This window comes from Microbacterium sp. AR7-10, from assembly GCF_001878835.1.
GTDB classification, from domain to species: Bacteria; Actinomycetota; Actinomycetes; order Actinomycetales; family Microbacteriaceae; genus Microbacterium; species Microbacterium commune.
Window position 1 is genome coordinate 1 of the sequence record NZ_MJIR01000003.1, and the last position, 7,520, is coordinate 7,520.

The 7,520-nt window shown below is 71.9% G+C and carries 7 protein-coding genes; 4 read left to right on the forward strand and 3 right to left on the reverse strand.

Going from position 1 to position 7,520, the window contains the following annotated elements; translation table 11 throughout:
- From BFN01_RS00575 to dhaK, 3 genes are all read right to left on the reverse strand, one after another.
- A partial coding sequence (locus BFN01_RS00575; protein ID WP_071640465.1) for an HPr family phosphocarrier protein occupies nt 1-1,071 on the reverse strand: 1,071 nt, incomplete at its 3' end.
- Nucleotides 1,068-1,715, reverse strand: coding sequence for a dihydroxyacetone kinase subunit DhaL (dhaL, locus tag BFN01_RS00580; RefSeq protein ID WP_071640467.1), 648 nt, complete (start codon nt 1,713-1,715; stop codon nt 1,068-1,070). The genes BFN01_RS00575 and dhaL, both read right to left, overlap by 4 nt.
- Nucleotides 1,716-1,774: 59 nt before the next feature.
- Nucleotides 1,775-2,767 (reverse strand): dihydroxyacetone kinase subunit DhaK, encoded by a 993-nt coding sequence (gene dhaK, locus BFN01_RS00585; RefSeq protein ID WP_071640470.1) that lies wholly within the window; start codon nt 2,765-2,767, stop codon nt 1,775-1,777.
- Between the two features lie 218 nt (nt 2,768-2,985).
- Here dhaK and BFN01_RS00590 point away from each other — a divergent pair, with 218 nt between their 5' ends.
- From BFN01_RS00590 to paaZ, 4 genes are all read left to right on the forward strand, one after another.
- Nucleotides 2,986-4,176: an acetyl-CoA C-acyltransferase gene (locus BFN01_RS00590; protein ID WP_071640478.1), complete on the forward strand. Its 1,191-nt coding sequence runs from the start codon at nt 2,986-2,988 to the stop codon at nt 4,174-4,176.
- Nucleotides 4,169-4,945 (forward strand): enoyl-CoA hydratase/isomerase family protein, encoded by a 777-nt coding sequence (locus tag BFN01_RS00595; protein WP_071640472.1) that lies wholly within the window; start codon nt 4,169-4,171, stop codon nt 4,943-4,945. Before BFN01_RS00590 ends, BFN01_RS00595 begins: the two co-directional genes overlap by 8 nt.
- Nucleotides 4,942-5,796, forward strand: coding sequence for a 3-hydroxyacyl-CoA dehydrogenase family protein (locus tag BFN01_RS00600; RefSeq protein ID WP_071640474.1), 855 nt, complete (start codon nt 4,942-4,944; stop codon nt 5,794-5,796). Before BFN01_RS00595 ends, BFN01_RS00600 begins: the two co-directional genes overlap by 4 nt.
- Nucleotides 5,793-7,520: phenylacetic acid degradation bifunctional protein PaaZ (gene paaZ / locus BFN01_RS00605; protein WP_071640476.1), on the forward strand; the 1,728-nt coding region annotated here is incomplete at its 3' end. The genes BFN01_RS00600 and paaZ, both read left to right, overlap by 4 nt.

Genomic DNA, 7,520 nt, shown 5'->3' on the forward strand with positions numbered 1-7,520 from the left:
GAGTTCGTCGGCAGCGTCAGATGTGTATAAGAGACAGGCTGCGACCGCGACGCACGCCTGACGGATGCGGGACGCCTCGGCCTCCCGCTCGTCCTCGGCGATCACCGTCGCGGCGTCCGGCTCGAGCACCGGCGGCGCGAGAGTGAGCGCGAAGGCCGCGGCGACACCCGCGCTCACGCCGCGCCCGCGCAGCAGCGTCCCCGGTGCGACCGCGGGCACGGCGGCGGGTGCGGCGGCGGGCGGACCGGAATGCGCGCTCGTGGGAGCGTCGTCGACCCCCTCACCGAACCCCTTGTCGAAGAGCGCGGCGATGGCGGCGAGCGCCTGCTCATCGCCATCCGGCGCCGAGAGCTCGATCTCGTCGCCTCGACGCGCGCCGAGCACGAGCAGACGGCTCAGGCTCGCCGCGGATGCCTCGGGCCCGCCGGGCAGTCGGCGCAGGCGCACGTCCGCCCCGGCGGACGCCTCGGCGATGAGTGCGGCGGGGCGGGCGTGGATGCCGAGCGGGTTGCGCACGCGCACCCGCCTCGTGATGCGGGGTTCCTCCGGCGGTGACGACGCAGGCACGGCCGAGGCAGGCGCGGCCGAGGCAGGCGCGGCCGAGGCAGGCACGGCGGTCGCCGGCTCGACCGAGGCAGTGTCGACCGGTGCATCCCCCTGCAGCTGACCGGTCTTCGCGTCCAGCGCCGCCGCAGCCTCGGTGGCCACCACGTCGAGCGACCCGCCGGCGGCGGCCGCGATCACCGCTGCCAGCAGTCCCTCGACGAACGGCGCCGGCGCCAGTCGCACGGGCACGTCGCTGGTGCGCAGCTCGAGAGCGAGCTCGGCGCTCATCACCGCCGAGCCGAGATCCATGAGCACGAGCACGCCATCGCACTCCGTGGCCAGGTCGTCGATCGCGGAGGCGACGGCGACGGCATCCGTGCCGAGAATCGGCGTCCCGTCGGCGTCTGACCCTGCGCCGGCGGCCACCCGCACCTGCGCGCCGCCGCCGTGCACCATCTGCAGCGCGAGCTCGAGGGCGGCCTCACCCAGCCGAGCGCTGTGCGACACGGCGACGACGCCGATCATCCGGCTGCGTCCTGCGCCGCCGCGGCGAGGGTCTCGAACAGGATCGCCGTCGACGCCGCCCCCGGGTCGAGGTGACCGGCGCTGCGTTCGCCGAGGTAGCTCGCGCGTCCCTTTCGGGCGACGAGCGGACGTGTGGCGTCGCGTCCGGCGGCGGCGGCATCCGCCGCGGCGACCAGCGCTGCCGCCAGACCCACCCCCGCGGCGAGGGTCGAGTCGAGGGCGTCGACGGCAGGCGCCATCGCGTCGTACATGGTCTTGTCGCCGGCCTCGGCCTTGCCCCGAGCGACGACGCCGTCGAGTCCGGCGCGCAGCGCGGTCGCGAGCGATGCGGCGTCGAGAGTCGGCACGGCGCCCGCGGCGATTCCCATGCGCAGGAAGAACGTGCCGTACAGCGGGCCGCTCGCGCCGCCCACCGAGCTGACGAGCGTCATCCCGACGCCTTTGAGCAGTTCGTCGATCGTCTCCGGTGCGCCCGCATCGAGCTTGTCGACGACGGCGGCCATGCCACGGGCCATGTTGGCGCCGTGGTCGGCGTCGCCGATGGCCGAGTCGAGTTCGGTGAGCCACTCGCGGTTGTCGTTCATCGCGACGGCGAAGCGCGAGATCCAGTCGTGCAGGGCTGCGGTGTCGATGGTCGAGGTCATGCGTGCTCCTGAGTGGCGAAGGCGGTTTGGTGTCGGCGGAGTCAGGCGGACGGCGCGGGTCAGGCGCCCCAGCGCAGGCCGGGGGTGATGACGGGGGCATCCCACAGGCGCAGGATCTCGTCGTCGGCCTTCAGCACGGTCACCGAGCAGCCGGCCATGTCGAGCGAGGTGATGTAGTTGCCGACGAGGTTGCGGGCGATCTGCACGCCCGCTTTCTCGAGCAGGGCGGCGACCTCCGCGTACATCAGGTACAGCTCGATCTGCGGGGTCGCGCCCATGCCGTTGAGCATGACGATCGCGGGGCCGGTGAGATCGAGGTCGGCGAGGATCGGCTCGACGAGCTGCCGGGCGATATCGGATGCCGGGGCCAGCGGCTCGCGGTGCCGGCCCGGTTCGCCGTGGATGCCGATGCCGATCTCCATCTGGTCGTCCGGGAGGTCGAACGTGGGCTTGCCCGCCGCCGGGACCGTGCAGCTGGTGAGGGCCATGCCCATCGAGCGTCCCTGTGCGTTCACCTTCTCGGCGAGCGCGACGACCGCGGCGAGGTCCTGCCCCTCCTCGGCGGCGGCGCCGACGATCTTCTCCAGCAGCACGGTCAGGCCGACGCCCCGGCGTCCGGCGGTGTAGAGCGAGTCCTGCACGGCGACGTCGTCGTCGACCACCACGGTACCGACCTCGATGCCGTCCATCTCGGCGAGCTCCGCCGCCATCTCGAAGTTGAGCACGTCACCGGTGTAGTTCTTCACGATGTGCAGCACACCCGCACCACGGTCGACGGCCTTCGTGGCGGCCTGCACACGGTCGGGGGTCGGCGAGGTGAAGATCTCCCCGGCGACGGCCGCGTCGAGCATCCCGACCCCGACGAAGCCGCCGTGCAGCGGCTCGTGGCCCGACCCGCCGCCGGAGACGACGGCGACCTTGCCCTGCTCCTTCGGCGTCGCGCGGGTGATCACGTGCGTGTCGAGATCGACCGAGAGCTCGGGATGCGCGGCGGCGACTCCCCGCAGCGATTCGACGAGCACGTCCTCCGGCTTGTTGATGAGCTTCTTCATGCTGCGATCTCCTTCGATCTCACGGGCGTCGCCCGCTCGGGAACGTCCTCCGTCATGGTCGAATCTGCTCGGAGCCCCTCGCGTTGTCAAGGTCGATCGCGAAGCCGCGGTTCTACCACCCGCGGGCGTGGCGGTTGCCATACCGGGAGCGATCTGGAATCGTATTCCTGAACGATCGGTCTGTAATGGATCCGGTGACCGCGCTCGAGAGGATGACGATGTCCGAGGCCTATCTCGTCGACGGCGTGCGCACGCCGGTTGGCCGGTACGGCGGCGCCCTCGCCGGCGTCCGTCCCGACGACCTCGCCGCGCTGGTCGTCGCCGAGGCGGTCTCCCGGGCGGGAGTGCCGGCGGATGCCATCGACGAGGTCCTCTTGGGAGCCGCGAACCAGGCCGGTGAGGACAACCGCAACGTCGCCCGAATGGCGGTGCTGCTGGCAGGACTGCCGGACAGCATCCCGGGGTTCACGGTCAACCGCCTGTGCGCGTCGGGGATGACGGCGATCGCCCTGGCTTCGCAGGCGATCCGCGCCGGCGACGCCGACCTGATGGTCGCCGGCGGCGTCGAATCGATGACCCGCGCGCCGTGGGTGCAGGCCAAGCCCGCTCGCGCATGGGCGAAGCCCGGCGACGCGTATGACACGTCGATCGGGTGGCGGTTCCCGAATCCCCGCCTGCTGGCTCGTGACAAGGCGACGTTCTCGATGCCCGAGACGGCAGAGGAGGTCGCGCGCGTCGAAGGGATCAGCAGAGCGGATGCCGACGCCTTCGCCCTGCTCAGCCATCAGCGAGCCCTCGCGGCCATCGACGCCGGGAGGCTGTCGCCGGAGATCGTCGCGGTCGAGTCGACCCGCGGGCTCGTCGACACGGACGAGGGACCGCGCCGCGAGACGTCGCTCGAGGCGCTGGCCGCGCTGCGTCCGGTCGTCGCGGGCGGCGAGGTGGTCACTGCAGGCAACGCGAGCTCGCTCAACGACGGCGCCTCGGCGATCGTCGTGGCGGGGGCGGATGCCGTCGCCCGGCACGGACTGCGCCCGCGGGCGCGCATCGTGGCATCCGCCACCGCCGCGCTGGCGCCGGAGATCATGGGTCTCGGCCCCGTGCCCGCCACTGAGAAGGCGCTGCAGAAGGCGGGGCTCACCGTCGCTGATCTCGGCGCGGTCGAGCTGAACGAGGCGTTCGCGTCGCAGTCGCTGGCGTGCATCCGCCGCCTCGGCCTCGACCCCGAGATCGTCAACGCCGACGGCGGGGCGATCGCCCTCGGGCATCCGCTCGGCTCCAGCGGCTCGCGTCTGCTGGTCACGCTGCTCGGTCGGATGGAGCGCGAGGGTGCGCGCTTCGGGCTCGCCACGATGTGCGTCGGCGTGGGGCAGGGCACGGCGATGATCGTGGAGCGCATCGATGGCTGACGCGCTGCACATCGAGACGCGGGGCGACCGGACGGTCGTGACGCTCGCCCGCCCCGCCGTGCGCAACGCGATCGACCAGACCATGGTCGACAAGCTGCATGGCGTGTGCACCGACCTCGAGAACGAGCCGAGGGTGCTGATCATCACCGGCACCGACGGCGTCTTCGCGTCCGGAGCCGACATCCGTCAGCTGCGCGACCGCACCGCGGACCACGCGCGGCGCGGCATCAACTCGACCGTGTTCCGACGCATCCGCGAGCTGCCGATGCCGGTGATCGCCGCGGTCGACGGCTATGCGCTGGGTGGCGGCGCCGAGCTCGCCTACGCCGCAGACATCCGCATCGGCACACCGCGGGTGCGCGTCGGCAACCCCGAGACCGGACTCGGCATCATCGCCGCGGCCGGCGCCACGTGGCGGCTGCCCGAGATCATCGGCCACGCCCGTGCCAGCGAGCTGCTGCTCACCGGCAGGATCATCGACGCACAGGAAGCCCTCGCGTGGGGTCTGCTGTCGTCGCTGCACGAGCCCGACGAGCTGCTCGGCGCTGCGCACGCCATCGCCGAGCGCATCTGCGCGAACGGCGCACGGGCCACCGAGCTCACCAAGCGTGCGCTGCTCGCGCCCGCCGACCAGCATCCGGCGATCGAGCTCGAGCTGCAGGCCGAGCTGTTCGACAGCGACGAGAAGCGCCGGCGCATGACGGCGTTCCTCGAGCGCCGGTCGCAGCGATCCGATCGATCGACGCAGCAGGAGGAGGAGAGCCGATGAGCGTTCCCGGGATCGTGGGCGTGCTGGGCGGTGGACGCATGGGCGCCGGAATCGCGCACGCATTCCTCATGGCGGGAGCGCGGGTGCGTCTCGTCGAACGCGATCAGGACTCCGCCGAGGCCGCGCGCACGCGCGTGCTGGCGAGCATCGAGAAGTCCGCTCTCCGCGGCGACCTCGCCGAGCCGCGGCCGGTGATCGAGTCGTTCGCCGTGCACGTCGACCCCGCCGTGTTCGAGAGCGCCGGCCTCGTGATCGAGGCCGTGCCGGAGGATCGCACGCTGAAGGCACAGGCCCTCGCGCACATCGAGCAGATCGTCGCGCACGACGCGGTGCTCGCCACGAACACGTCGTCGATCTCGATCGACGACCTCGCGGCATCGCTCACCCGGCCCGAGCGGTTCCTCGGACTGCACTTCTTCAACCCCGTTCCGGCGTCGACGCTGGTCGAGCTCGTCGTCGGGTCGCGCACGGATCGCGCGGTCGTCGACTCCGCCCGCGAGTGGGTGGCCACGCTGCGCAAGACCCCGGTCGTGATCCGCGACTCGCCCGGTTTCGCATCGAGTCGGCTCGGCGTGCTGCTGGGGTTGGAGGCGATTCGGATGCTCGAAGAGGGCGTCGGCGACGCCGCCGACATCGACGCGGCCATGGAACTGGGCTACCGGCATCCGATGGGTCCGCTGCGCACCACCGACGTCGTCGGCCTCGACGTGCGCCTCGGCATCGCCGAGGAGCTGGCTCGCCAGCTCGGACCGCGTTTCGAGCCGCCGCGGCTGCTGCGGCAGATGGTGGATGCCGGAAAGCTGGGCCGCAAGAGCGGCGAGGGGTTCTACGTGTGGAACGAGGAGAGATGACCGATTTCCTGCCGAGCTACGTTCAGGGTGAGTGGTGGACGCCGAGTGCCGGTGCGACGGGCACGGAGGTGCGCGACGCGTCGACGGGTGAGATCGTGACGCGGGTCTCGACCGAGGGCCTCGATCTCGAGGCCGCTCTCGAGTACGCCCGGACGACGGGTCACTCCTCGCTCGCCGAGTTGACCTTCCACCAGCGGGCGCTGCTGCTCAAGCAGTTCGCCCTGGCGCTGACCGAGCGCAAGGACGAGCTGTACGCGATCTCGGCGCGCACCGGAGCGACGAAGGGCGACTCGTGGGTCGACATCGACGGCGGCATCGGGGTGCTGTTCTCGTACTCGGGCAAGGGCCGCCGCGAGCTGCCGAACAGTCGCGTGCATGTCGATGGGCCGGTCGAGCCGCTCTCGAAGGACGGCAGCTTCCTCGGCCGGCACGTCTACACGACGCTCCCCGGGGTCGCCGTGCAGATCAACGCCTTCAACTTCCCGGTGTGGGGGTCGCTCGAGAAGCTCGCTCCCGCGTTCCTCGCCGGCATGCCGACCGTCGTGAAGCCCGCCACTCCCACCGGGTATCTCACCGAGACGATGGTGCGCATCCTCGTCGAGTCGGGGCTGCTCCCGGAGGGGTCGCTGCAGCTGGTCAGCGGCAGCGTGCCCGATCTGTTCGACCACCTGCGACTCGGCGACCTGGTCGGGTTCACCGGCAGCGCGTCGACCGCCGAGAAGCTGCGGCAGCACGCGGCCGTGCAGACCGGCGGGGTGCGCTTCACCGCCGAGACCGACTCGATCAACGCGTCGGTGCTCGGCACGGATGCCGTGGCCGGCACGCCCGAGTTCGACGCCTACGTGCGCCAGCTCGTCGTGGAGATGACCAGCAAGGCGGGCCAGAAGTGCACGGCCATCCGCCGGGCGATCGTCCCGGCGGCGGCAGCCGACGATGTGATCGAGGCCGTGCGGGCGCGGATCGCGCAGAAGACGGTGCTCGGCGACCCGCGTGCCGAGGGCGTGACGATGGGGCCGCTCGCCTCGACGGCGCAGCGCGACGAGGTACTGCGCCAGGTGCAGAAGCTGCGGGATGCCGGTGGCCGGGTCGTGGTCGGCTCGACAGATGCGCCCGCCGTGCGGCATGCCGACGGGTCGGCGGGCCCAGCACCTGACGGGGCTTTCGTGGCGCCGCTGCTGCTGCGCTTCGACGATGCGAGCGCCGAGGCCGTGCACGATGTGGAGGCCTTCGGCCCGGTGTCGTCGCTGCTGACCTACTCGACCACGGCCGAGGCCGCCGACCTCGTCGCTCGCGGTGGCGGATCGCTGGTGACGAGCATCGCCACGCACGACCCGGCTCAGGCAGTCGAACTCGCGACGCGCATCGCGCCCTTCAACGGCCGGATGCTGCTGCTCGACCGCGACGACGCCCGCTCGTCGACCGGGCACGGCTCTCCCCTGCCCGGGCTCGTGCACGGCGGTCCGGGTCGCGCGGGAGGTGGTGAGGAGCTGGGCGGCATCCGCGCCGTGCTGCACCACATGCAGCGCACGGCGGTGCAGGGGTCGCCTGAGATGCTCACGGCGCTGACCGGAGTGTGGCACACGGGTGCGGCGACGAGCGCCGGTGATCGGCATCCGTTCCGCAAGTCGCTCGCCGAGCTGCGGATCGGCGACCAGATCGCGTCGGATGCCCGAGAGGTGACGCTCGACGACATCGAGACGTTCGCGCACTTCACCGGCGACACC